Source organism: Pseudomonas sp. TREG-RG-20F-10-E-6-01 (assembly GCF_022662455.1).
Classification (GTDB): Bacteria; Pseudomonadota; Gammaproteobacteria; order Pseudomonadales; family Pseudomonadaceae; genus Aquipseudomonas.
Genome location: NZ_JAKNQP010000013.1, coordinates 101,078 through 122,830, shown reverse-complemented (window position 1 = coordinate 122,830; position 21,753 = coordinate 101,078). Strand labels below are relative to the sequence as shown.

Annotated in this window: 25 protein-coding genes; 23 read left to right on the top strand and 2 right to left on the bottom strand. The window is 55.4% G+C overall.

Going from position 1 to position 21,753, the window contains the following annotated elements; genetic code table 11:
* From L8K08_RS26220 to L8K08_RS26170, 11 genes are all read left to right on the top strand, one after another.
* Window positions 1-439: hypothetical protein (locus L8K08_RS26220; protein WP_242201029.1), on the top strand; the 439-nt coding region annotated here is incomplete at its 5' end.
* A gap of 59 nt (window positions 440-498) precedes the next feature.
* A complete protein-coding gene (locus tag L8K08_RS26215; RefSeq protein WP_242201027.1) occupies window positions 499-1,002 on the top strand; it encodes a DnaT-like ssDNA-binding protein in 504 nt (167 codons plus the stop codon).
* Window positions 1,003-1,039: 37 nt separating this feature from the next.
* Window positions 1,040-1,216 carry a hypothetical protein gene (locus L8K08_RS26210; RefSeq protein ID WP_242201025.1) on the top strand — a complete coding sequence of 59 codons (177 nt, stop codon included), beginning with the start codon at window positions 1,040-1,042 and terminating at the stop codon, window positions 1,214-1,216.
* A gap of 51 nt (window positions 1,217-1,267) precedes the next feature.
* Window positions 1,268-1,636: a hypothetical protein gene (locus L8K08_RS26205; RefSeq protein WP_242201023.1), complete on the top strand. Its 369-nt coding sequence runs from the start codon at window positions 1,268-1,270 to the stop codon at window positions 1,634-1,636.
* Window positions 1,633-2,289 carry a hypothetical protein gene (locus L8K08_RS26200; RefSeq protein WP_242201021.1) on the top strand — a complete coding sequence of 219 codons (657 nt, stop codon included), beginning with the start codon at window positions 1,633-1,635 and terminating at the stop codon, window positions 2,287-2,289. Before L8K08_RS26205 ends, L8K08_RS26200 begins: the two co-directional genes overlap by 4 nt.
* Window positions 2,286-2,702, top strand: a complete 417-nt coding sequence (locus tag L8K08_RS26195) for a phage tail terminator-like protein (protein WP_242201019.1) — start codon at window positions 2,286-2,288, stop codon at window positions 2,700-2,702. Before L8K08_RS26200 ends, L8K08_RS26195 begins: the two co-directional genes overlap by 4 nt.
* A gap of 392 nt (window positions 2,703-3,094) precedes the next feature.
* Window positions 3,095-3,742 (top strand): phage tail protein, encoded by a 648-nt coding sequence (locus tag L8K08_RS26190; protein WP_242201017.1) that lies wholly within the window; start codon window positions 3,095-3,097, stop codon window positions 3,740-3,742.
* Between the two features lie 11 nt (window positions 3,743-3,753).
* The gene (locus L8K08_RS26185; protein ID WP_242201015.1) at window positions 3,754-4,134 is read left to right on the top strand and encodes a phage tail assembly chaperone; all 381 of its coding nucleotides are present in this window, start codon (window positions 3,754-3,756) and stop codon (window positions 4,132-4,134) included.
* A gap of 29 nt (window positions 4,135-4,163) precedes the next feature.
* Complete coding sequence (locus tag L8K08_RS26180; protein ID WP_242201036.1) at window positions 4,164-4,451, top strand: DUF1799 domain-containing protein; 288 nt, start codon at window positions 4,164-4,166, stop codon at window positions 4,449-4,451.
* A gap of 166 nt (window positions 4,452-4,617) precedes the next feature.
* On the top strand, window positions 4,618-5,778 hold the full coding sequence (locus L8K08_RS26175) for an ATP-binding protein (RefSeq protein ID WP_242201013.1): 1,161 nt from the start codon (window positions 4,618-4,620) through the stop codon (window positions 5,776-5,778).
* A 7-nt stretch (window positions 5,779-5,785) separates the two neighbouring features.
* Window positions 5,786-6,532 carry a hypothetical protein gene (locus tag L8K08_RS26170; protein ID WP_242201011.1) on the top strand — a complete coding sequence of 249 codons (747 nt, stop codon included), beginning with the start codon at window positions 5,786-5,788 and terminating at the stop codon, window positions 6,530-6,532.
* A gap of 394 nt (window positions 6,533-6,926) precedes the next feature.
* On the opposite strand, the gene L8K08_RS26165 is transcribed toward L8K08_RS26170, so the two are convergent.
* Window positions 6,927-7,919 carry a hypothetical protein gene (locus L8K08_RS26165; protein WP_242201009.1) on the bottom strand — a complete coding sequence of 331 codons (993 nt, stop codon included), beginning with the start codon at window positions 7,917-7,919 and terminating at the stop codon, window positions 6,927-6,929.
* Window positions 7,920-8,127: 208 nt separating this feature from the next.
* Window positions 8,128-8,658 carry an Arc family DNA-binding protein gene (locus tag L8K08_RS26160; RefSeq protein WP_277933750.1) on the bottom strand — a complete coding sequence of 177 codons (531 nt, stop codon included), beginning with the start codon at window positions 8,656-8,658 and terminating at the stop codon, window positions 8,128-8,130.
* A 91-nt stretch (window positions 8,659-8,749) separates the two neighbouring features.
* On the opposite strand from L8K08_RS26160, the gene L8K08_RS26155 reads away from it, so the two are divergent.
* The 12 genes from L8K08_RS26155 (at window position 8,750) to L8K08_RS26100 (ending at window position 21,655) form a co-directional block, all read left to right on the top strand.
* Window positions 8,750-8,911: a hypothetical protein gene (locus L8K08_RS26155; protein WP_242200980.1), complete on the top strand. Its 162-nt coding sequence runs from the start codon at window positions 8,750-8,752 to the stop codon at window positions 8,909-8,911.
* Entirely contained in the window at window positions 8,889-9,806 is a 918-nt protein-coding gene (locus tag L8K08_RS26150; RefSeq protein ID WP_242200978.1) for a Bro-N domain-containing protein, read from the top strand. The genes L8K08_RS26155 and L8K08_RS26150 overlap by 23 nt, the downstream gene beginning before the upstream one ends.
* Window positions 9,803-10,528: a phage antirepressor N-terminal domain-containing protein gene (locus tag L8K08_RS26145; RefSeq protein WP_242200976.1), complete on the top strand. Its 726-nt coding sequence runs from the start codon at window positions 9,803-9,805 to the stop codon at window positions 10,526-10,528. Before L8K08_RS26150 ends, L8K08_RS26145 begins: the two co-directional genes overlap by 4 nt.
* Before the next feature lie 117 nt (window positions 10,529-10,645).
* Window positions 10,646-11,086 (top strand): superinfection immunity protein, encoded by a 441-nt coding sequence (locus L8K08_RS26140; protein ID WP_242200974.1) that lies wholly within the window; start codon window positions 10,646-10,648, stop codon window positions 11,084-11,086.
* A gap of 105 nt (window positions 11,087-11,191) precedes the next feature.
* Window positions 11,192-14,443: a phage tail tape measure protein gene (locus tag L8K08_RS26135; protein ID WP_242200972.1), complete on the top strand. Its 3,252-nt coding sequence runs from the start codon at window positions 11,192-11,194 to the stop codon at window positions 14,441-14,443.
* A 2-nt stretch (window positions 14,444-14,445) separates the two neighbouring features.
* Window positions 14,446-14,784 (top strand): phage tail protein, encoded by a 339-nt coding sequence (locus L8K08_RS26130; RefSeq protein WP_242200969.1) that lies wholly within the window; start codon window positions 14,446-14,448, stop codon window positions 14,782-14,784.
* A gap of 10 nt (window positions 14,785-14,794) precedes the next feature.
* Window positions 14,795-15,544, top strand: a complete 750-nt coding sequence (locus L8K08_RS26125) for a phage minor tail protein L (RefSeq protein ID WP_242200968.1) — start codon at window positions 14,795-14,797, stop codon at window positions 15,542-15,544.
* A 2-nt stretch (window positions 15,545-15,546) separates the two neighbouring features.
* A complete protein-coding gene (locus L8K08_RS26120; RefSeq protein WP_242200966.1) occupies window positions 15,547-16,302 on the top strand; it encodes a C40 family peptidase in 756 nt (251 codons plus the stop codon).
* Entirely contained in the window at window positions 16,299-16,877 is a 579-nt protein-coding gene (locus tag L8K08_RS26115; RefSeq protein WP_242200964.1) for a tail assembly protein, read from the top strand. Before L8K08_RS26120 ends, L8K08_RS26115 begins: the two co-directional genes overlap by 4 nt.
* 57 nt (window positions 16,878-16,934) lie before the next feature.
* The gene (locus tag L8K08_RS26110) at window positions 16,935-20,633 is read left to right on the top strand and encodes a phage tail protein (protein ID WP_242200962.1); all 3,699 of its coding nucleotides are present in this window, start codon (window positions 16,935-16,937) and stop codon (window positions 20,631-20,633) included.
* Complete coding sequence (locus L8K08_RS26105) at window positions 20,630-20,965, top strand: hypothetical protein (protein WP_242200960.1); 336 nt, start codon at window positions 20,630-20,632, stop codon at window positions 20,963-20,965. Before L8K08_RS26110 ends, L8K08_RS26105 begins: the two co-directional genes overlap by 4 nt.
* Window positions 20,966-21,655 (top strand): hypothetical protein, encoded by a 690-nt coding sequence (locus L8K08_RS26100; RefSeq protein WP_242200958.1) that lies wholly within the window; start codon window positions 20,966-20,968, stop codon window positions 21,653-21,655.
* The last annotated feature ends 98 nt before the right edge of the window (window positions 21,656-21,753 follow it).

Below are 21,753 nucleotides of genomic sequence, written 5' to 3'. Positions count from 1 at the left end.
ATCCGGCATCGATGTGTCGGTGAAGGAGGCCAAGCGGGCGCAGTTTGTTGGTGCGGGCAACCAAGCCGAACTGGAAAAGGTGATCGCGGTTTTGCGTGCTGAGCATGGATCGATCGAGATCCTGATTGGTGGACTGGAAGCTGGAGAGATTCACCGTCCCGAGTCAGGCGATCTGGCGTTGCGCTTGTTTGACGTGCTGGGCACCATCCATGCTTCGGTTGATGAGTTGACCACTGAACGTGATGGCCTGGCCTTGACTGTCGACGCACTGCGTGGCGAGGTTGAAGCGCTGAAGAAGTCTGTCGTCACGCCCCCGGCTGATGAGGCCGGTGAAATCGCAGCGCTTAAAACAAAGCTCGATGAAGCCAATGTTCAGTACCGGGCCAACGCCTCGAAAGAATCCCTGGAAAAGCTCGTCGCTGAGTTGCACAAGAAGTAATACTGGTGGCTGTCGCTGATCCGGTGGCCAATCTATAAACCATTCCAGCGAGTTGACGCATGACACTCATCATCGAGGACGGTACCGGCAAGCCTGACGCCGAAAGCTACGCGAGCGCCGAGGACCTGGCCATGTATGCCGTGAAGTTCGGCACGGTCATCCCCGCTGGTGTTCCCGAGCAGGAAGCGCTGCTGCGCCGGGCTGCCTTGGCGATGGATGGCATGACCTGGAAAGGCGGCAAGACCAGCAGCGAGCAGGCCTTGTCCTGGCCGCGCCGGGGAGTGCTGCTGGATCACGAGATCAAGCCGAACAACTACCTGCCGGCGCGCATCCAGTACGGTCAGATGGCCCTGGCCGCTGAGATTTATCAGGACGATATCGACCCGGTGGAGAAGCGCAAAGGCGCCGTGCTGCTCGATCGTGTTGAGGGCGCGGTGACGCGGCAGTACGCAGCGATCCCCTCCACCAGCAACCGACTGCTGCCAGCGGCGCCGGATCGGCCGAGCGCAACGCAGTTTGCCGACTACCTACTAAAGCGGGGGTTGTTTGCGGTTCGAGCATGAAGTCAAATAGGGCCTAATTCACGAAATGGAGCTTCAAATGAGTAAGGTTCTCAGCGATCAAGAGGCGGCATGGATTGGCTTCGCATCAGCGGCCTTGAATGGATATCTGGCTTCTGGAAAATACGATTCTAATGCTGCGATGAAGGCGGCGGAACAGGCAGACAAGCTTCTGGAGGAGTTCGAGGGGCGAGTCAAAGCCGCAAACGGAAAGTAATACTTTTTAGAGCCCAGCCATAGCGCTGGGCTTTTCACATCTGGAGCCCCTATGGCCTTCTACGACGAAATGGCCATGATGGCTCTGGATATGATCACAGAGTTCGGCCAGCCCGTGACCATCAGCAAGACTGAACCGGGCGAGTACGATTCGGAAACGGGCGGCGAAGCACCTAGCTCCACCGTCGAGCAAATCGCCCAAGGCATCCTGCTCGACTTCACCGGCCAAGATTTCCAGAACAACAGCCTCATCAAACAAGGCGACAAGAAGCTCAAGATCGCTGCGCAGGGCTTGGGCTGGGTGCCCGGCCTGCTCGACAAAGTGGCTGCCCAGGGCCGCACCTGGGCAATCGTCCCGCCGCTGAAAGAGGTCAACCCCGCCGGCACGCCGATCCTGTACGAATTGCAGGTGCGGTCATGACGAGCAAATACGCGAGCATGAACGGCAGTTTCGCCGAGAATATCCGCGACTTCGCCGAGCGTGCCCAGGCCGGTATCGACGCAACTATCCGCGAGATCGTTATCGAGCTCGGCAGCAGCGTCATCCGCATGTCGCCCGTGGGCAATCCCGAAATCTGGGCTGCGAACGTTGCTCACCGCCAGACCAACACCCGCGCAGCCGACGACTACGACTTCAAGGTCGCGGTTCGCAACACGATCATCAACCTCAACGAGTCGAATTTCACGAAGGCCGGCAAGCTGCGGCGCGGCGTGAAATATGCCAAACCCCTGACAAAGACCGAGCGCGACCTGAACTTCAATGTGAATGGCTTGGTGGTGGGCAAGGATTACGTCGGCGGGAGGTTCCGTGGGAACTGGCAGTTTTCCATCAGCACACCCGCAGAAGGCACGATTGATCAGGTCGACCCGGCTGGCGGAGTGACTCTGGCCAAGCTTAAGCTGCAGGTGGAGTCGCTCACAGCAGGCCAAACTGCCTATATCGTGAACAACTTGCCCTACGCAATCCCGCTTGAGTACGGTCACTCGACCCAAGCACCCGGCGGCATGGTCCGAATCACTCTGGCCCGCTTCCAGCAGATCGTCGACGAAGCCACAAGGAACAACCAGGTATGAGCCACGCCATCATTGCTTCCATTTACGAGGCCAAGCTGATTGCCTGGAGCAGGGCCCGGACGGAGCCGATCAAGGTGGTGTTCGAGAATGTCCAATATGATCCGGCGGACGGCGAGACCTATCTGCGAGCATTCATGCTCCCAGGCGACACCGCAAGCAGCACGCTTGCCGGCGATCACCGTGCTTTCATCGGCGTCTACCAGGTCAGCATTGTGGCACCTGCCGGCACCGGCAAGATCAAGACGAACCCACTTGTGGCCGAGTTGACCACGCTATTCCCACTTTATGCGCGAGACACAAAGGCAGGCCTTGCCGTCGTGACGATGTCGCCAGTTGATCCTGGCCCAGGCATCACAGACCCGCCTACATACACGGTGCCGGTGTCGTTCGAGTACCGAGCCGACACCGCATGATCCTAAACGGTAGACTCCCTTCATGAATTGGTTTGGGAATACCTGCGATGGACGAAATCAGGAAGCAGCGGCTTCAATATCTAAGTGAGTGGGTAGAGGACCACTGCTATAGGAATCGCGAAGAAATCGGCTTGAGCGAGCGGTGCTTATGCGTCGGATGCGGTCTTTGGCTTGTACCCACTGAAATTATAAAGTGGTACGAGGATAAGCATGCCTGCTGTCCAGGCTGTGGCCTTACCGGTGTGGTCGTAGGTTCGAAATCCGGTATCCCTTTGGACGAGGTCCGAAGCAATATGAAAGTCGATTAGCAACAAACAACATTTAGCCCGCTGGGCAAACCCCGAAACCCGCCTCTGTGCGGGTTTTGTCATTTCTGAAAAGAGGAAACACCCATGGCCGTCTTTCTGCCGAATGGCTCTACCGTCGTGGTCGCATCCGGCTACGGCAATCCAATCGTCGTCACCGCGATCACCAATGCTCTCGAAGCGTCCGTGTCGGCGGCGGCTCACGGCCTAAAGGCGGGCGATTTCGTTGAGGTAACTTCTGGTTGGGCGCGGTTGAACAATCGCGTACTACGTGTGAAAACCGCTACCGCTGACGCGTTTGTCCTTGAAAAGGCAAACACGCTCAACGTTGCGCGCTATGTCGTGGGCGGCGGCGCTGGGTCTGTGCGCAAGATTACGGACTGGGTGCCCGTCAGCCAGGTGACTGAATCCGCGAAGTCCGGTGGTGATCAGCAGAACGCAACCTACTCCTTTCTGGAAGAGGATGACGAGCATCAGATCCCGACGACTAAGTCGGCGATCTCGTTCACGCTGACTCTGGCAGACGACCCCGATCTGCCGCACAACGACGTGCTGATTGAGGCGGATGACGACAAGAAGCCTCGGGCCGTCAAGGTAAATCTCGCCGCTGGCGGCTGCATTGTCTACAACGCTTATGCCTCGTTCGACAACGTGCCGTCCCTCAACAAGAACAACATCATGACCGTGACCGCAGTGTTTGCGGTCGTCGCCAAATTCATTCGCTACGCGTCGTAAAGGAAGGGCTCATGGCCAAGTTCAAATTGATCCAGAAGCCGACCTTCAAGGCGTCGGTGATGATCCAGCGCGCCGGTTATAGCGCTGAGAAGGTGGAGTTTGAGTTCAAGTACCTGGACCGTACCGCACTGGCTGAGCTGTACACCGGCTGGAACGAGCGGCACGACGAGCTGGGCAAGCAGGTAGGTGATATGGACCTCAAGGCATTCACGGCTGCTCAGATCGATCTGCAGGCCGACCAGTTGCTTGATGTCGTCGTCGGCTGGGATATCGAGGAGAAGTTCACGCCTGAAAACGTACGCATCCTCGTCAACTCGATCAACTCGGCACCCAAGGCCGTGCTGAATGCCTACGCCGAAGCTTTCAATGAGGCCCGCCTGGGAAACTCCTAAGCGCTGCACGCGCGCTCTATGAGCCGACACTGGATGGCACGGATGCCTTCGGCTTTACTGCGGACGACTACGCCACAGAGGTAGGCATCTGGCCCGACAACTGGGAGGCCTTCAAAGTCTTCGAGGCCATGAGCACCCAGTGGCGTACAGGCGCGTGCGGCGCAACCGGCATGGACTACAGCGTTCTCTCCGGTGTGATCCGGATGTGCGGAGTGCCGATCAGCCAGCGGCAAGCTATTTTCAGCGACTTCCGGCGGATGGAGGTTGAAGCCCTGCAAGTGATGGCGGAACAGAGGGAGAATGCGCGGGCGCTTTGACTAAGGCCTACACTCTGTCATTAGACACGATTCGGAGCATTCAGGTTGGTGATGGGCTTGGTCAAGTCCCTCCACATGTAAGTGAATACTTGTAAGCATGGTGAAATGTATGGTGGTATCGTTTAATATCGAAAATTAGCGTAAAAATATTATTTGGCGGTTGCTTATGATCACTGGTTTCGGTGTCCGCGGCTTCAAGTCGCTGGCAGATTTTTCAATTGAAGATATGACGGGATTCACCTGCCTCGTCGGTCTCAATGGCGCTGGTAAGAGTAGCATTCTTCAAGTACTCGATTTCGCCTCGCACTTAATGAGAGGGGATGTTAGTCAGTGGCTGACGAAAAGAGGATGGAGCGCTTCAGATCTTCATTCAAAGTTTAGAGCCGGTTCTAATGTTATTTTGGCGGTTGAGGTAAGTATTTCGCCAAGTGAACGGTATATGTGGGTAGCAAGCTTTAATCGGGTAACGCTGGCCTGTACGGCAGAGCGTGTAACAAGGCACTTAGATGAAAAGGTACTCTTCTCTCTTTCAAAGGGCCGCTATACCGTGGGCGAAAATACCGCCAAGGTGGATTTCAATTACAGTGGTTCTATCTTATCTTCTCTGAAAGATGAGGTTGTGCCAATAGCGGTTGCTGAGGTTAAGCGACGGATTGCTAATATAAGGTCATTAGAGCTTTTGTCTCCTCATTTGATGCGGTCCTCCTTACGTGAAGTTGCCGGAGATATTGGGGTTGGTGGAGAAAAGCTTTCTCCATTTTTATATGGGATTAAAGGTGCTGAGCGTGAAAATCTTCTAGCTCTTTTGCGCAAGTTTTATCCTACTGTAGTGGATTTCAAAGTTAAACAGGAAAGAGCTGGCTGGAAAAAATTGTATATAGTGGAGGAATTCAATGGGGTGCGTGTAGAGACAGAGTCAAAGCACGTCAATGACGGCTTGCTAAGGATTTTGGCAATTATCGCCCAATCCAATCATGGAGAGTCTCTACTGCTGTTCGATGAGATTGAAAATGGTGTAAATCCAGAGATCGTAGAGCTTTTAGTGGAAACGCTACGTGAAGTACGACAGCAAGTTATTGTTACAACTCATAGTCCAATGATTCTAAATTATTTGCCGGATGATGTTGCGAAGTTATCCGTACGTTTTGTTTATCGTTCATTCGATGGGGATACGCAAACTATACCGCTTTTTACTGTGCCTCGAATGGCCGACAAGCTACGAATTATGGGGCCTGGAGAGGCATTCGTAGATACTAGTTTGACTGACCTAGCCAAAGAGTGTGCAGCGCATTACGAGGCAGAAGTACAGGCAAAACTTAAGGGATAGGTTCGTCATGATTGTAGTATGTAGTGGTGAAGGAGTTAGTGATCTAGGGGGGTGCTCTAACCAGCTTGGAGTCTGCGCCGGAGGTGATTTCAGGTTAGGTCCGCTTAGCGTTGTTATTGATAGTGTAATTGAGGAGTGCTTGGGCTACAGTCCTAAAGAGATCTGTCCCGATATATATCGATATTATAGCGAAAGCGCGTTGACTCATCGCGCAGAGGAACGAAAAAGCCAACGTCGAGGTTTTGCATTGGCGGGTCGAAAACATGGTTTGGAAAACGGTTTTTTCTATATAAATGCTTGGATGTTGGGTGAGATCGCCAAGGATTTGGAAGAGCAAGAGAAAGATGCCGCTGTAGCAGTTTTATTTCGAGGCTCGGACGGAACAAACTCGTCCCCCAGAGATCTATGGGCACGTAAAGTGATGTCGATGAAAGAAGGCTTTATAAGGGCAGATTTCTCTCGTGGGATCCCTATGGTCCCTAGGCCAAAGTCGGAAGCTTGGTTTTTGTGCGCGGTAAAAGAAAACCCTTATCAGCACTGCGGGGCACTCGAGGATTTGCCCGGAAATGACAACTCACCTAATTCGGCCAAACAAGAGTTGTCTAGATCCTTAGGAGCAGGATCCACAGCGGAGGAGCTTTTGGTATGGATAGAAAAAAATGGTATAAATCGCTTATTACTCTCGGAGCAAATGCCAAGCTTTTCGAGTTTCTATGAAAGGGCAAAAACTGTTCTTGAGTCTCTTAGGGGGTGATTGGGATTAGCTTTTTTCAGATATATTGATTGATGCGGCCAGTGTAAGTAGATACTTTTTACTAATTTATTTTTTTGATTATCTTAGCATTTGATACAAGCGGCGCTCGGTGTTTTCATGGCTTATTGTGTGCAGAAGTTATGTTTTCTCCCATGGCGGAGCTTCTTGCTCCGATTGATCTGCTGCACATGTTCTTTACTCAACTTTCTTCTGTTCTTTGTTGCGAGTGTCGGGCGCTTTCAAGCGGTGAGGCCAGGTCCATCCGTCATCTCGTTTGGAGGGGCATAACATTCGAAAACGGCGGGGAGTTGACATAAGATTTCAGTAGTAATCATAGTTTAAACCACTCGCGGGTCTAAGCTATACTGAGATTGAAAATAGTGGCTGGTACAGATCAATGGCGAAAAGACCGTTCGGCTCTCTTAAGGGCGGAAGTAACCCTATCAGCCCAGCCATCAGGCAGCTCGATAACAAGTACGAGTTCATATGTCCCAGAAGTAGGTCGAGAAGCTATCATTTCAATCAAGAATTTAGGTATTTTTGCCGTTTGCTCGATGATCGATCCTGCCACACCAATGTATAGATCACGAACACTAGAGAAATTTTCATCTACACTCGTAAAACGAACTGATTCTTCCCAGAGCAGAGTATTAGCGCAAAGTTCTCCGTAAAGCCTGCATACTCTGACAATGTCTACATCGTTTCCTGCAATGGCAGGTTCCCCCCAGGTTTTTGTCAGCTCTAAATTAGTGAGTTTGCTAAAGGCAGCGGCGATCAATTTAATTTCTTCAGATTTATCGCTGAGCCATAAGATAGACTCATCTTTATGTATGCGTCGGGCGGGCTTCGTGTATAGCCCTTTCTGTAATGCATCCCAGCGCTGCAATGACGGTGCTATTTCAAATCGTAGAACCTCTGCAGTGAGTAAGTATTCCCAATATGGATCTTTTTCGATGATTAATCGCTCAGCTAAATAGCTTAACTTACCAAATTCTTCAAGGTGGCGCTTTTCGTACCTATGCCTAACTTCAGCTGCAGCTTTACCAACTTCGTCTGATATGCGTTTGTCATGCTCACGCTGCCATTCAAAAAGTAGGCCTGATGGATATCTACTTGGGTCGTCATCAATTTTTTTATGGCAGTTTCCACAAAGCCATATCGCATTTGTAATTGCGCTTCGTTCAGAGGACGCCATTTGTTCGTCATATCTTGCTGATCCGGGGTTTGCACCATATATATGCGCAGCTTCACCCAAATTAACAGAGCCCGTGGGGTCGCTCGTCGGGCCACTTGTTAGGGCACCACATCCTGGATTGGCACATCGATTTCCTGCCCGCTTGGCCAACACTGTAACGACAGATTGTTTGAAGCGATCGTCTGTGCTCATAACGTTCCTTGACGAACAACAAATAGCAAAAACCTAGGCTAGCTGTTCTTGACCGAAATCCAATCAAAAAATCATCAGCGCAACCTCGTGCAGGGTTGCTTGCATCTAGCAGGCGTGAAAAAGCCCGGGGGGCCGGGCTTGGTCAATCTGTTCGGTTGTCATCATCGTGATGATTGCACATGGAAAGCTCCAACCCGGCGGAGTGAGGTTAGGCCTTACGCTTGTTTCGCGACAGGTTCAGTCGTCTTACTGGTTCAACAGCTTCAGGCTTGTTAGCGACGACCTCGGAAGGGGCGTTTGCCACCGATTCCATATCCCCATATGTAATCCAGATCGCCTCACCACCGTCCCAATCAAAGCTATAACCAGCCTCTTTGAGTTCATGGCTGAGCTCAAACTGAATCTTCGCCAAGTCCTCTGAGGGGAGTGATTCAAGGCTCAGGTCATTGAGCTGCACTTCCGCGCCGTTCAGTCCTCGGACAATCGAGCGGTTTATCGAGACTCTGATCCGTTCTCGCACGATGGCAGGAATACTTTTTCGGGCCACTGAGGCGTATGTCCTCGCCTCATCAGCAGTGAATAGGGCTGCTGGTGACTTCCCGTCTGCAAGCAGGCTGAGATCAAGCCGGGCAACAATCTCGGCAGTAAGAGAGCGCCCACTCTCCTTAGCGGCGCGCTCAAGCTCTGCCTTGAGTTCGGCCGGCATCCTGAAATTTACTTGAAGGTCTGTTCTGCTCATTTTCAAATAATGAAGCACGGTGCTATTGACTGCAACAAAGCACGGTGCTTAACTATTAATCAAGCACGGTGCTTGGTATGGAGTGTTCGAGATGAAAGTAAGAGAAATGGCGCAGGTTGTGTTTAGAGCAGAGCCGGATATTAAGGCCTGGCTTGAAAGGAAGGCGCAGCAAGAAGAGCGCAGCCAGAACTGGCTTGTGGGAAAGGCGCTAAGGGAGGCGATGCAGCGAGATGAACAAAGTAAACGGACATAAAAAAACCCCAAGCGTTCGAGCGCAAGGGGTTTCAGGTAACGTCATCAACGATCAGGAAAACAACGTCATGGCGAATAATAGCACAAACGTAATCCCGTTCAATTTCGGCAAGCAGCAGGTACGCACACTGCTGATTAATGATCAGCCTTGGTTCGTGGCCAACGATGTTTCTGCTGCGCTTCAGTACAGCGAAGCGTCGGCGATGACTCGGCACCTGGATGATGATGAAAAGGGTCTGTCGATTGTGCAGACCCTCGGCGGCGATCAGGAAATGCTAGTCATTAACGAGTCAGGCCTTTACTCGGCAATCCTGCGCAGCCGCAAGGCTGAAGCAAAACGCTTCAAGAAGTGGGTGACCGCCGAGGTTCTTCCAGCGATCCGTAAGCATGGTAGTTACGAAGATACTCAAGGCGTGATGGCACCGATGGTTGACGAGCTTTTGGGTAAGGTCGGCGCCATGCGACTCAGCAATGTCATGCGCTGCCGAGTCGCCAAATTGGATGCTGAGCATCAGCGTAGCGCCACCGCCAAGCTGGCCTCTGCGCTTCATGCCAGATTCGATGTTCCGCGCATGGAGCTGATCCCTGCTGACCAGATGGATGCGGCCTGCAACTTCATCGCGAGCTATGCGATTGAAGGCGAGTATCTGCCGAAGGGCGGCAACCAATCTGTCGACATCCCGACCGACCTTTCGGAAAACCAGCGTTATTTGGTTTTCACTGATGGCTCTGGCAAGCGTCAGGTTCAGCCTATTCCGTTCGATGCGTGCGTGATGTCGCCGACTCAGTTCTTGGCGGCCTTCACTGGATCGAACGGTGTTCATGTCCCGCCGGCGGTGCTGTTCGACTTCGCCCTAGCAGCGATGCAGAAAGTGAAGTGGAGGATGGCAGCATGAGCGCTTTGATGACGGTTCCTTTTCACGGCGTGAACCTTTCATTGGTTGAGCACGACGGACAGCCGTATGTGCCGATGAAATCTATTGTTAACGGTATTGGCCTGGACTGGGCAACTCAACAGGCCAAGCTGAAGAGCAACGAAGCTCGCTGGGGGTATAGGCTTATCCCTATACCTTCGCAAGGCGGTGAACAGGATGCTGGCTGCTTGCCGCTTCGAAAACTTCCAGGCTGGATGCAGTCAGTAAGTGTCGCAAAAGTTTCTGCGCTGGTGCGTGACCGGCTGATTGAGTACCAAAACGAGTGCGACGATGCCCTCTGGCAATATTGGAACGACGGTCATGCGGTAAATCCGCGCTCGCAGCAACCAGCGGCTAATGATTCGGCTGTTGAGTTCGGAAAGCTTGTGCTTACTCATCTGCCCAACTTGGGGGATACGAGCAAGCAAGCCTTGCTCAGCCATATTTCGGAACTCGCATTCGGTCAGCGTTTGATTCCATTGCCGAAGGTCGAAGAAAGCCTGAAGTTAGCAGGGGAGGTTGGTGAGCTGTTCGGAGTCAGCGCGCAGAAAATCGGCAGGCTCGCGAATCAGCATGGCTTGAAGACGGATCAGTATGGCGAGATCCGCCTCGATAAGTCGAAGTACAGCGACCGTCAGTGCGAAACCTTCTTCTACAACGGTGCGGCGGTAGAGCGATTCCGGGAAATTCTCGGGAAAGACTAAGCGTCCAGCCAAGGACGGCATCCTCCTAGCGCGAAGAACCCCTCCCATGCGGGGCTTTCGTGTTGGCGTTTTTCCAGTACTGACTGATAGCATCGCATTATCAGCCATGGACAACCCATGGCCACTGGACAGGGACTTCAGATGTTCGTAGTCAGACTGGTAGTTTTGGGGTTCCTCGCTTTTTATAGCTACTCCATGGGAATGGAGCGCGGCGGTCTGAATGCGTTTGGCCAGCTAGTGGTGTACAGCGGGATAGTATTCATTCCCGCTTTTTACATGCTCCCAACGATTGAGGCCTGGTTGCGCGAAAGCAATAATCTGCCAGCGATAGCGGCTGTTAATTTTTTTCTCGGCTGGAGTCTGCTGGGGTGGGTTGCCGCTTTGGTATGGGCGTTTAAGCAGCCGTCGCCTGTTGTCGTATCTGGGGCTGCGGGAGGAAATCCGAATCTCTATGCGGAGGATAAACCAAAGAAAAACTGCAAATTCTGCGGAGAGGAAATCCTCGCGATTGCTATTAAGTGCAAGCACTGCGGCAGTGATTTACAGCAGGCTTCCTAGCCTCCGCCGAAACAAGCACACAAAACAAACCGCCTACGGGCGGTTTTTTATTGCCCAAAGCAAAGCATCGGATTGCAGGTCAACCGTGCTAGAAGAGAGAAGCCAATGAGCATAAATTTTGCCTCCCTGGGCATTTCGGTGGAGTCTTCGCAGGCAGCTAAAGCTTCCGATGATCTGGACAAGCTTGTCGACTCGGCGGTGGATGCCGAAAAGGCCATCAATGAGCTTGGAAAAACTGGTGAAGGTCTCGCGAACACGGGCAAAAAAATCTCTCAGACCGAGGCGGAAGTAGCGCAAGGGGTCGAAAAGACAACTGGCGCGATTGATCGTCAGGCAACTGCTGGCAAAAAACGCAGCGACAGTGCCGCGTACGAGATGACCATTACTCGGCAGCTTGAAGCTGCAGTCGCGGCCGCCGCGGGCTCCAGAGAGAATCTTTCTCGGGCAAATGAACTTTACGTCAAGGCCCAGGAACGTGGTCTGCTGCTGACTGAGGATGAAATTCGACTTGAGGGGCTTCTCGATAAGGCAGAGCTGAAAGTCGAATCGTCGCGGATGCGGCAGATCGCCGCCGCTGAGAAAGAGAATGCTCAAAAGCAGAAACTGATTGAGTCAGAGAGCCGTCGCATAGAGGCGCTCAAGCGAACTGTTAATGGCATAGATCCACTCACTAAGAAACTGGCTGAGTTGGAGGCTCGTGAACGGGCTCTCAACGAGCTGCATAAATCAGGTGAGTATGATGCGCTTCGTTACAACGAGGCTCTGGCAAAGATCGGCAAGGATCGCGCCGGACTGACCGAGACCGCCAGCGCATTCGACAAGCTGAAGCTAGGAACCCGCCAGGCGCAAGAAAACGTGATGCAGCTCAGTAACGCGCTTCAGTCTGGGGACTGGGGTAGCGGGGTTCGTGCTGTGACCCAACTGGGCGTTGGCGCTGGCGCGACCATGACAAGCATGCTCGCCATCGCTGCACCTATAGGGATCGTAGTCGCCGCCATAGGCGGCCTTGCATATGCCTACAACAAAGGCAGCGAGGAACAGGAAAACTTCAGTAAATCACTGATTTTGACTGGTGATCGCGCCGGGGTAAGTGCCGCCCAGCTTAGTGATATGGCTCGCCAGGTAAGCGCAACAATCGGCACGACAGGGCAAGCTGCCGAGGTTCTGGCATCCTTGGCAGGTAGCGGTAAGCTCGCTAGCGGGAGCTTTGTTGAGATATCAGAAGCTGCTCTTGCCATGGAGAAGGCGACCGGCAAGTCGGTTGATGCAACCGTCGCAGAGTTCGTGAAAATTGCTGAGGATCCCGTCGCTGCGGCGAAGTCTCTAAATGAGCAATATCATTTTTTGACGGCGAGTGTGTACTCGCAAATCGTCGCCCTCCAAGAGCAAGGAGATACGGTCGGCGCCGCAAAGATACTTACCGACAGTTACGCCGCGACTATTGAAACAAGAGCCGGCCAGATCACCCAAAACCTTGGGCTCATCGAGCGTGGATGGAATGACATTGGGGATGCTGCCAAGAAAGCACTCGATATCCCGCTATCGCTGGGTCGCGAAAAAACTCTGGCGGAGCAGTTGGATAGCGAACGAGCCAAGCTTGCCGACTTGGATAAAAAAACGTCCGGAAACAAAATTGTTGCTGGTAGCGCCTCGGTAATTGAGGAGCGCAAGCAGCTTGAAGAGTCTATCCGTCTAAAAGAAATATATGTCGAGATTGAAAAGCGTCAAAGCAAGTACGTAGGCGATCGCAGAAAAATCGAAGACGACGCGGTGGGTGCAACTGCACGTGCTGATGCCAGGCACTTGGCCAACCTGTCAAATGAAGGAAAGCGCGCCCTCGAAATCAAAAAGATCAACGAGGACACTGCCAAGATCCGCGCGGCGAACCCCAACGACAAACGCGTAGATCCGAAGTACGTAGCCGAGCAGATAAAGGACGTCAACGACAAGTACAAAGACCCGAAGGCCGCAGGCTCTCAGGTCGATCTGACCAGCTTCAACAACGCCAAAAACAACCTGTCCGACATCGTCACGGACTACCGGAACGCCCAGAAGGAACTGGAGGCCCAGCAGAAGGCCGGCGTGGTTTCTCTGTCGGACTATGCCAAGCAACGCTCGGCCATGATCAATCAGGAAAAAGACGATGTTACCGCGGCGTACCAGGCCGAGATTGATGCACTGGAAGCGGCCAAGGCCAAGAAAGGCACAACGGCGGCTCAAAGCATCCAGCTTGACCTGAAGATTGCCGATGCACGTCAGGGGATGGTCAAGGCGCAGAAGGATGCCGACAGCCAGTTGACGGTCATTGCCACCAACGAGAAGGGCCGACTGGAGCAACTGACGGCCGCCTCAGAGGCGTACGTCAACCAGCTGGAACGCCAGCGAGCCGCACTGGAAGCCGCTGGCTCCCGCGCAGCAAATGGGCTGGGCCTTGGGGACCGGCAAGCAGCACTGCAAGCGAGCCTCGACGCAACCACGGACAAGTTCAACGACGAGCGTGCCAAGCTTCTGGATCGTCGCAAGACAGCGCCTGATAAGTACAGTCAGGAAGACTACATGCGCGACCTGGCCAGCCTGGAAGATGCGGAAAGGAAGTACCGCGACACGGTGGTCGACAACTACGACAAGATGTCGGAGGCCCAGGGCGACTGGCGTAGCGGGGCCTCATCGGCTTTCCAGAACTACCTGCAGTCTGCCAATGACGTGGCTGGCCAGACGAAGAGCCTGTTCACCAATGCCTTTTCCAGCATGGAGGACGCGGTCGCGAATTTTGCTGTCACCGGCAAATTGTCGTTCTCCGACTTCACCAAATCGATCATCGCCGATATGGCGCGGATCGCGACTCGACAAGCTGCTTCTGGTTTGCTTTCGAGCATCGCCGGTAGTGCGCTTGGGGCGTACTTCGGTGGCGGTGCGGCTGCTGGCGCTACCAGCTTCGGGTCAGACATTGGTGGTGCAATCACTGCCAATGCCAAGGGCGGTGTGTACGACTCGCCAAGCTTGTCCAGCTTCAGCAACCAGGTGCACGACAAGCCGCAGATGTTCGCATTCGCTAAGGGTGCGGGCATCTTCGCCGAGGCCGGGCCGGAGGCGATCATGCCGCTGACCAGGACAGCCGGCGGTGAGCTTGGTGTCCGCGCACTGGGCGGTGGCGGCGGGGGAGGCGCTGGCAACAACTACAACTTCCCTGTCTCGGTTTCCGTGCAGACGGCGGGCGATGGCGGCAATGCCACGCAGGAAGACACCTCCCAGGCCGGAAGGAATATCCAGCAGGCCACCAAAGCCGAAGCCGAGGCAGCCATTGCGCGCGGTGTACAGCCTGGCGGCGCAATCTGGCGAGCTATCAACGGAAGGTAACCATGGCGATTGAAACGTTCACCTGGGCCACCCAGAGCGGGGAGGCGCCCGATATTACCTATCGGGTGCGCACCTCGCAGTTTGGGGACGGCTATAAGCAAGAGGTCGGGGATGGGATCAACAATAAAGTCGATGCCTATCCGATCACTCACACGGGCAACACAGCGACAGCGCTGGCCATGATGGAGTTCTTCGATCGCCACAAGGGCGCCAAGGCATTCCTATGGACAACCCCACTTGGCCAACTCGGCCTGTTCACCTGCAAGAACCCAACCCCTACGCCCATGGGCGGGGGCGTATTCAAAGTGACAGCGACGTTCGACCGCGCTTTCCACCCATAAAGGTCAATCCATGTCGCTGATCAATGCTATCCAGACTCTTGAGCCTGGCAACGAAGTCATGCTGTTCGAACTGGATGGCAGCGACTACGGCGCCGATTTTCTGCGCTTCCACGGGCATGCAATACCGCATACCCCTGCGGAACTGATCGCCGCCGGCGGTGACGCCGATCAGTTGCCGGCGAAGTCGATCTGGTGGAAGGGCGAAGAGTACGGCGCCTGGCCCATGCAGTACGAGGGCAGCGAGGCGAACGGCGACGGCACTGCGGTAAGGCCCAAGCTGTCAGTGGGCAACGTCAACGGGCGCATCACTGCGCTGTGCCTGGCCTTCGAGGATCTGCTCGAGTTCAAATTGACAATTCGCAACACGCTGGCCGAGTTTCTCGACGCGGTGAACTTTGAAGGCGGCAACCCCGCGGCCGATCCCACTCAGGAATCGATCGAGGTCTGGTATGTCGACCAGAAGACCAACGAAGACGGCGAGACGGTCAGTTGGGACTTGGCCAGCCCGGGCGATGTCGGCGGCGAGACGATCGGCAGACAGATGACCACTCTGTGTCACTGGTGCCTCACTGGTGGCTACCGTGGCCCTAACTGCGGTTACACCGGCCTTTACGTGACGAAGGATGGGGTCGTTACCGACAACCCTGAATTGGACGTGTGCGACGCCACCCTGGGTAAGGGCTGTATCCCGCGTTTTGGCGAGGGCAACCCCTTGCCATTCGGTGGATTCCCCGCCGTTTCCTTGATCGCCAGGAGCTGACCATGCGCAAACACATCATTGCGGCCATTCAGGCGCACGCTGCAGCTGAGTATCCGAAAGAGTGCTGCGGCCTGGTGCTGTCCGTCGGCAGAGCGCAGAAGTACTTCCCGTGCCGGAATATCGCCACGGAGCCGAACAAGGAGTTTCGGCTTGAGCCTGAGGACTATGCTGCGGCGGAAGACCAGGGCCAGGTGATTGGCATCGTTCACTCGCATCCAGATGCAACCAGCAGGCCGTCATCGCGCGACCTGGCGATGTGCGAGGCCACTGCCTTGCCCTGGCACATTCTGTCGTGGCCCGAGGGCGACCTCCGAACTATCACTCCGAGCGGCAGCACACCGCTGCTGAAGCGTCCTTTTGTGCATGGTGCTTGGGACTGCTGGCAGGTCTGCGCCGATTGGTATCAGCGCGAGTGGGGGCTTGAATTCGAAGCCTTCCAGCGCACCGAAGGCTGGTGGGAGAGTGCGGACAACACCAGCCTGTATGAGGCGAACTACGCCGCCGCCGGCTTCGAGCAAGTGGACACCCCGCAGCGCGGCGACATGATCGTAATGGAGGTTGGCCGCACGGCTCACCCGAACCACGCCGGGATATACCTTGGCACTGACCCGTCGCTGCCGGGCGAGGACTCCGGTGTGTTCGGCCCTGGACCCTTTGTCCTGCATCACCTGTACGGCCGGCCGTCAGAAGTGATCGTCTACGGCGGCCCTTGGCTGCAGCGCACCCGTTTAATTCTTCGACACAAGGAGGCCAGATGAGCGCCATCGTTTATGCGCCGATGACCACCATCAAACTGTCCGGCTCGCTGGCCCAGAAGTTCGGCAGGCTGCACCGGCGCCAGGTTGGCTCGGGCGATACCTGGGAGGTGTTCAGGGCGCTAAAGGCAACCATTGATGGGTTCGAAGCCGAGATCAGGCGACTTGACCGGCTCGGACTTCGCTTTGCCATCTTCCGCAACCGGAAGAACGTCGGTGCCGCTGAGTTCGGCATGGGCGGGGCCAGGGAGATCAGGATTGTTCCGGTGATCGAGGGCAGCAAGCGCGGCGGCATTTTGCAGATTGTGCTGGGTGTCGTGCTGATCGCAGCCAGCTACTTCGGCGCGCCTACTGCGCCTGCGGGTATAGCGCTGCTGGCCGGGGGCGTGATCCAGATGCTCAGCCCGCAGGCGGCAGGCCTCAAGCAGAGCGCTTCGCCAGAAAATATGCCCAGCTACGCATTCGGCAGCGCCAAGAACACCACGGCCAGCGGTAACCCCGTCCCTATCTGCATCGGCGAGCGCCGGTGGGGCGGGGCGATCATCTCGGCATCAATCTACGCCGAAGACAAGACATAACCACGACGCAGCGAGCAGGCCGCCCAAGAGGCGGTTTTTTATTGCCTGGAGGAAAGCATGGGCGCAGCACAGAAGCTGGATATTCACGGCGCCAAAGGTGGCGAGAGCAAACCTAAGTCGCCAGTAGAGGCGCCCGACAGCCTGCGCTCCACCAACGTGGCCAAGATCCTGATCGCCGTGGGCGAGGGCGAATTCGACGGCACGCCCACCGCGCGCGACATCTTCCTCGACAACACGCCTATTCAGGATGCCAGCGGCAATTTCAACTTCACCAACGTCAAGTGGGACTGGCGGCCGGGCTCTGTTGAGCAGACGTACATCCCGGGTATTCCGTCTGTCGACAATGAGACCTCGCTGAATATCGAGCTGCGCAGCGGCGCGCCGTGGGTTCAGTCACTGACCAACCTTCAGCTTTCGGCAGCGCGCATCCGACTGGCCACTCCACGCCTGGCGAGCCAGGACGCAGAGAATAACATCAACGGCTACCGTATTGAGTATGCGGTCGATGTGGCAACCGATGGCGGTGCATATCAGCAGGTTCTGCTGGGTGCCATGGACGGAAAGACCACGACCCGTTACGAGCGGTCTCTGCGCATCGATCTGCCACCGGCTACCAGCGGCTGGCTTATCCGCGTCCGGCGCCTCACGCCAAACACTCAGAACACCGACAAAGTCGCGGACACCCTGTTCATCGCCGGCTACACCCAGGTGATCGACGCAAAGCTACGCTATCCGAACACTGCATTGCTGTTCGTTGAATTCGATGCCGAGCAGTTCACCAACATTCCGGCTGTTACGGTAAAGTGCAAAGCCCGCCGGTGGCAGGTTCCGAGCAACTACGACCCGGTGGCCCGCACCTACTCCGGCGCCTGGGACGGCACCATGAAGGAGGCATGGACGAACAATCCTGCATGGGTCACCTATGGCATCTGCACCCAGGACCGTTTTGGCCTGGGCCGCCGTATCAAACCGTGGATGGTGGACAAATGGGAGTTGTACCGGATCGCGCAGTACTGCGACCAGATGGTGCCGAATGGTGCCGACGGCGTGGAGCCGCGCTTTCTATGCGACATGAACCTGCAGGGTAAAGCCGACGCCTGGTCGTTACTGCGGGATATCGCCGGGATCTACCGCGGCATGACTTACTGGGCCCAGGGCCAACTGGTCATCCAGGCCGATATGCCTCGGGCGCAGGACATCGACTACGTCTTCACCCGGTCCAACGTCATCGACGGCAAAATCTCGTACGGCAGCGCATCGGCGAAGACTCGCTTTACCCGCTGCCTGGTCAGCTACGACAACCCACTGAACAATTACGACACAGACGTCACAGTTTATTCAGACCTGCCGCTCCAGCGCCGCCTAGGCGACAAACCGACGGAAATCAGCGCCATCGGCTGCACTCGGGCATCCGAGGCCCAGCGCCGAGCTAAATGGCTGGTGCTGAGCAACAACCAAGACCGCACCATCAGTTTCCGGACCGGCATGGAGGGCCGAATCCCGCTGCCAGGCTTCATCATTCCCGTGGCTGACTCGCTCCTGGCTGGCCGGGAAATCGGTGGGCGCATCGCGGCGGCGGCGGGGAAGGTCATCACCTTGGACCGCGACACTCTGGTCAAGGCCGGTGACCGGCTAGTTATCAACCTTCCCGGCGGGCGAGCGGAAGGGCGCACCGTGGAAAGCGTGAGCGGCCGCAACGTAACCGTGACCGTTGCCTACAGCGAGGCGCCGGCTGCACAGCTTCAGTGGGCAATCGACGCTGACGACCTGGCGATCCCTCTGTATCGAGTAATGCGGACCGCACGGACGCCTGAAGGCGACTACGACATCAGCGCCTTGCAATATGAGCCTGGCAAGTTCGCCAGCATCGACACCGGCGCGCGCCTGGAAGAACGGCCGATCAGCGTTATCCCGATCACCGTTGTTCCGGCGCCGGCCAGCGTCACCCTGACATCAAGCTACGCCGTGAATCAGGGCATTGCGATCAGCACCATGAACATCTCGTGGCCAGCCGTCACCGGCGCCGTCGCGTACGACGTGGAGTGGCGCAAGGACAGCGGCAACTGGATCAGGGTGCCGCGCACTGGTTCGACCAGCGTCGACATCACCGGCATCTACTCGGGCGCCTACCTGGCCCGCGTGCGCTCGGTGAGCGCCTTTGAAATCTCCTCAGTCTGGAAGAGTTCGAACCTCACCAACCTCCAAGGCAAAACCGGCCTGCCGCCGGCGGTGTCGTTCCTGACCACCACCAGCCTGGTCTACGGCATCGGCATTCAGTGGGGATTCCCGCCGGGCGCCGAAGACACTCAGCGGTCTGAGCTTTGGTATAGCCAGGCGCCTGACCTGAGCACCGCGACCAAGCTGAGCGACTTCAGCTACCCGCAGGCCAAACATGAGATGCACAGCTTGCTGGCCGGTGCGAGCTTGTTCTTTTGGGCGCGCCTGGTGGACCGCACCGGCAACGTTGGGCCGTTCTGGCCGATCCCGGGCGCAGTGAATGGCCGTGCTAGCTCTGATCAGACCGAGTACGACAAGTACTTCGCCGAGAAGATCGGCAAGGGGGCGCTGTACCAGAGCCTGCGTGAGGAGATCGATCTGATCACTGGCGACGGCCCTGGCTCGGTCAATGACCGATTGGATAAGGCCAGGCAGGAGTTGGAAGAACTTATATCTGAAGTGGTCGACGCTCTGGAATACGTGCCGAGCAAAACCTACGTCAAGGGCGATATGGTTCGCGTGGGTCAGCAGCTATTCCAGGCGACAACCGCAGTCCCTGTCAATACGACGCCGCCGAACGCCAACTACTGGTTCAACTTGGGCACCATCGCCGAAACCAATGCAGCTATGGCCCTGGAGATCAGCAAGAACAAGGCAGCTATCGGGGACGTGGACGGGAAGGTCACGGCCACCGCCGAGCGCCTGGACGGGGTGTACGCGCTTGTGAAGTCCGACTCAGCAGGCTCAGAGGAGGGGAGCGCTGGCGACAGCACTTCCTCCGCGGGAGCATGGTCTTTGATGTCTGTGATCGCAGAGCGTGATTTTGCGCAATCTGTACGCACAGACATTGTTGAGGCCAATGTCGCGAATAACGCGGCGAGCATTCTGGATGTGTCTAGGGCAGCGGCTACGGCTACGACCGCAGTCGCAGAGCGAGTAACGACGCTAGGAGCAAAGGTCGACAGCAATGAAGCTGCGTTCAAATCCACAACAACCACGCTTGCTGCCACGGATCAGGCGCTTAGCGAGAGGATCGACACCGTGCAGGCTAGCTCGGGGCGAAATACAGCGGCCATTCAGGAGACGAACCAGGTTGTCGCCACCACCAATGGAAAAGTGTCGGCAATGGTCACTCTCAAGGCTCAGACAATAGTTGGCGGTAAGACGGTAACTTCCGGGTTTGCGTTTGGATCGGATGGAGAGCAGTCGGAGTTCCTCATATTCGCGCAGCGATTCGCGGTGGTCGATGAGGTAAGCGGTCAGTTGGTGCCGATGTTCGTGGTACAGAACAATCAGGTCGTCCTCAACCAAGCAATTATCAGCAAGGCTTTCATCCAGGAAATCATTCTGGGTATGACACTGAGGTCTGAAGCTGTCGACCCCAAGGGGCGGCCACTGTTGGAGATCAACGTCAAGGCCGGGACCTTCACGCTGCGTAGTGCTGGCGCTGGTGCGTCAACGGTGCTCAACAATGACGGCATCACGGTGTACGACCCTAATGATGTTGATCGAGTCACGGTAGGGAGGCTTATGCCATGAATAATGGCATGCGTGTAAAGGGGGGCGATGGACAGGTCCAGCTCGACGATAGCGTGTTCACTTGTCGAATTGTCTACGCCGAAACTGTAAGCCCCAATACCTGGGCTCCGGGCACTTCATATATCGACGTGCCCATTGCTGACATTACGCCCCAGAACTCTATTGCCTTCTGCGTCCCCCTTGGACCAATAAACTACAACAGTGATCGTCAGCTTGAGCCTGAAGTGATAAATGGCGCTGCTCGGGTATGGAGGCGCATGAAAGGATATACGACAACAGCAAGCTGGATTTCATTGACGGCAATGACCTTAGTGGTAGTGAGGTTCAAATAAATGGCAGATTCCTACGGACTAATGTTTAAGGGGTCAGTCGATAACAGGGTGATTATCGATTCTGAGCGAACAAGGCTTTCTGTTATTTGCGAGGGGAGATACAACAATAACTCTGGACTATTTGCAATAACCTCGTTTCCATTCACCATCACGTCGATCTTGCCGCCCTTTGTTTTCATTCGGCCAGATCCTGTATCGGGCCGAATAGGCATGTCTCGCGCCGAAGTTCTCGGAAGCGCTGGCGCATGGACGGGGTTTCAGATTAGGGCTTACGACAACTCAAGTGTACGGCCCAATGGTCAATATTTCGCGGCTGGGTTTGGTGCTGAAATCCTGAGCGATTATGGAATAAGGCTTCGAGATGGTTCCAGAAAGATTATTTTCGACACAGGCACGCCCACAGCGCTTTTCTCAAACTCAAATTCTACTTGGACTTTCACGGGGAGCGGCTCAACGGCTCAGGGTCAGAGTATTAACTTCTTCTCATCTCCTTTTGTCCTTTCAGATAATGAATACGTGCTTATAAATACAATGAGCATGCCTGTAACTAGGTCGCTTCAACAACAAAGCGACCTTCAGTTTATTTGGGATTACCCGAATAAGCGCATGATTGCGGCCGTTATTTACATTCCAGGATACAACACGACCTCTTTAGGTATATCGACGATGACCGCCAAGATGGTGGTATAGGGAGAACTTATGGCTAGGCAAGAAATTATCCTCGGTACTCCGCCACAAGGTCTAGGTGGTGATCCACCTCGGACTGCGAGCACGAAGATCAACGCTAT

Coding starts and splice junctions, on each gene's coding strand:
- L8K08_RS26205 (WP_242201023.1), top strand. CDS start 1,268: ATGGCCTTCTACGACGAAATGGCCATGATGGCTCTGGATATGATCACA.
- L8K08_RS26150 (WP_242200978.1), top strand. CDS start 8,889: ATGAACAAAGTAAACGGACATAAAAAAACCCCAAGCGTTCGAGCGCAA.
- L8K08_RS26110 (WP_242200962.1), top strand. CDS start 16,935: ATGGGCGCAGCACAGAAGCTGGATATTCACGGCGCCAAAGGTGGCGAG.
- L8K08_RS26100 (WP_242200958.1), top strand. CDS start 20,966: ATGGCAGATTCCTACGGACTAATGTTTAAGGGGTCAGTCGATAACAGG.
- L8K08_RS26215 (WP_242201027.1), top strand. CDS start 499: ATGACACTCATCATCGAGGACGGTACCGGCAAGCCTGACGCCGAAAGC.
- L8K08_RS26130 (WP_242200969.1), top strand. CDS start 14,446: ATGGCGATTGAAACGTTCACCTGGGCCACCCAGAGCGGGGAGGCGCCC.
- L8K08_RS26105 (WP_242200960.1), top strand. CDS start 20,630: ATGAATAATGGCATGCGTGTAAAGGGGGGCGATGGACAGGTCCAGCTC.
- L8K08_RS26165 (WP_242201009.1), bottom strand. CDS start 7,919: ATGAGCACAGACGATCGCTTCAAACAATCTGTCGTTACAGTGTTGGCC.
- L8K08_RS26175 (WP_242201013.1), top strand. CDS start 4,618: ATGATCACTGGTTTCGGTGTCCGCGGCTTCAAGTCGCTGGCAGATTTT.
- L8K08_RS26115 (WP_242200964.1), top strand. CDS start 16,299: ATGAGCGCCATCGTTTATGCGCCGATGACCACCATCAAACTGTCCGGC.
- L8K08_RS26145 (WP_242200976.1), top strand. CDS start 9,803: ATGAGCGCTTTGATGACGGTTCCTTTTCACGGCGTGAACCTTTCATTG.
- L8K08_RS26210 (WP_242201025.1), top strand. CDS start 1,040: ATGAGTAAGGTTCTCAGCGATCAAGAGGCGGCATGGATTGGCTTCGCA.
- L8K08_RS26125 (WP_242200968.1), top strand. CDS start 14,795: ATGTCGCTGATCAATGCTATCCAGACTCTTGAGCCTGGCAACGAAGTC.
- L8K08_RS26160 (WP_277933750.1), bottom strand. CDS start 8,658: ATGAGCAGAACAGACCTTCAAGTAAATTTCAGGATGCCGGCCGAACTC.
- L8K08_RS26190 (WP_242201017.1), top strand. CDS start 3,095: ATGGCCGTCTTTCTGCCGAATGGCTCTACCGTCGTGGTCGCATCCGGC.
- L8K08_RS26200 (WP_242201021.1), top strand. CDS start 1,633: ATGACGAGCAAATACGCGAGCATGAACGGCAGTTTCGCCGAGAATATC.
- L8K08_RS26170 (WP_242201011.1), top strand. CDS start 5,786: ATGATTGTAGTATGTAGTGGTGAAGGAGTTAGTGATCTAGGGGGGTGC.
- L8K08_RS26195 (WP_242201019.1), top strand. CDS start 2,286: ATGAGCCACGCCATCATTGCTTCCATTTACGAGGCCAAGCTGATTGCC.
- L8K08_RS26155 (WP_242200980.1), top strand. CDS start 8,750: ATGAAAGTAAGAGAAATGGCGCAGGTTGTGTTTAGAGCAGAGCCGGAT.
- L8K08_RS26135 (WP_242200972.1), top strand. CDS start 11,192: ATGAGCATAAATTTTGCCTCCCTGGGCATTTCGGTGGAGTCTTCGCAG.
- L8K08_RS26120 (WP_242200966.1), top strand. CDS start 15,547: ATGCGCAAACACATCATTGCGGCCATTCAGGCGCACGCTGCAGCTGAG.
- L8K08_RS26185 (WP_242201015.1), top strand. CDS start 3,754: ATGGCCAAGTTCAAATTGATCCAGAAGCCGACCTTCAAGGCGTCGGTG.
- L8K08_RS26140 (WP_242200974.1), top strand. CDS start 10,646: ATGGCCACTGGACAGGGACTTCAGATGTTCGTAGTCAGACTGGTAGTT.